Source organism: Arthrobacter sp. AQ5-05 (genome assembly GCF_003287975.1).
Lineage (GTDB): Bacteria > Actinomycetota > Actinomycetes > Actinomycetales > Micrococcaceae > Paeniglutamicibacter.
In genome coordinates this window covers 1-1,145 of record NZ_QMKQ01000084.1, presented here as the reverse complement: position 1 = coordinate 1,145, position 1,145 = coordinate 1, and the positions used below count along the sequence as shown (strand labels likewise).

At 70.4% G+C, this 1,145-nt stretch carries 1 protein-coding gene; it reads right to left on the bottom strand.

The features are described 5' to 3' along the window. Positions 1 to 2: 2 nt before the first annotated feature. Positions 3 to 1,145: formaldehyde dehydrogenase, glutathione-independent (gene fdhA, locus DQ353_RS21100; protein WP_113765139.1), on the bottom strand; the 1,143-nt coding region annotated here is incomplete at its 5' end.

Below are 1,145 nucleotides of genomic sequence, written 5' to 3'. Positions count from 1 at the left end.
GGCTACTTGGACAGGTAGCCGTTGGGGTCCAGGACGTACTTGGTGGCCGCGCCGGCGTCGAACTCGGCGTAGCCGCGCGGGGCGTCGGCCAGCGTGATCGCCTGCGCGTTCACGGCCTTGGCGATGTGGATCTTTTCGTGGAGGATCGCCATCATCAGCTGCCGGTTGTACCTCATCACCGGGCACTGGCCGGTGGTGAAGGACAGGGACTTGGCCCAGCCGGTGCCCAGGGACAGGGAGAGGCTGCCCTTCTTGGCCGCCTCGTCCACCGCGCCGGGGTCCCCGGTGACGTAGAGCCCGGGGATGCCCAGGGATCCGCCGGCCTTGGTGAGGTCCATCAGGGAGTTCAGCACGGTGGCCGGGGCCTCCTGCGCTCCGGCGCCGTGGCCGTGGCCGCGGGCCTCGAAGCCGACGGCGTCGATGCCGGCATCGACCTCGCGCACGCCCAGGATTTGTTCGATCTGGTCGGCCGGGTCCCCGGCGCCGACGTTGAGGGTTTCGCAGCCGAAGGACCGGGCCTGGGCCAGGCGTTCCTCGTTGAGGTCCCCGACGATGACCACCGCGGCCCCGAGCAGCTGGGCGGACGCGGCCGCGGCGAGCCCGACGGGCCCGGCCCCGGCGACGTAGACGGTGGAGCCGACCCCGACTCCGGCGGTGACGGCGCCGTGGAAGCCGGTGGGTAGGATGTCCGAGAGCATGGTCAGGTCCATGATCTTTTCCAGTGCCTGGTCCCGGTCCGGGAACCGCAGCAGGTTCCAGTCGGCGTAGGGGACCAGGACGTATTCGGCTTGGCCGCCGACCCAGCCGCCCATGTCGACGTAGCCGTAGGCGGACCCGGGGCGGTCGGGGTTCACGTTCAGGCAGATCCCGGTCTTGGCTTCCTTGCAGTTGCGGCAGCGCCCGCAGGAGATGTTGAAGGGGACCGAGACGATGTCCCCGACCTTGATGAATTCGACGTCGGGGCCGGTCTCGATGACCTCCCCGGTGATCTCGTGGCCCAGGACCAGACCGGCGGGGGCGGTGGTGCGGCCGCGGACCATGTGCTGGTCGGAGCCGCAGATGTTGGTGCTCACGGTGCGCAGGATGGCCCCGTGCGGGACCTTGCGCCCCACGTTGGCGGGGTTGACCCCGGGTCCGTCCCTGAG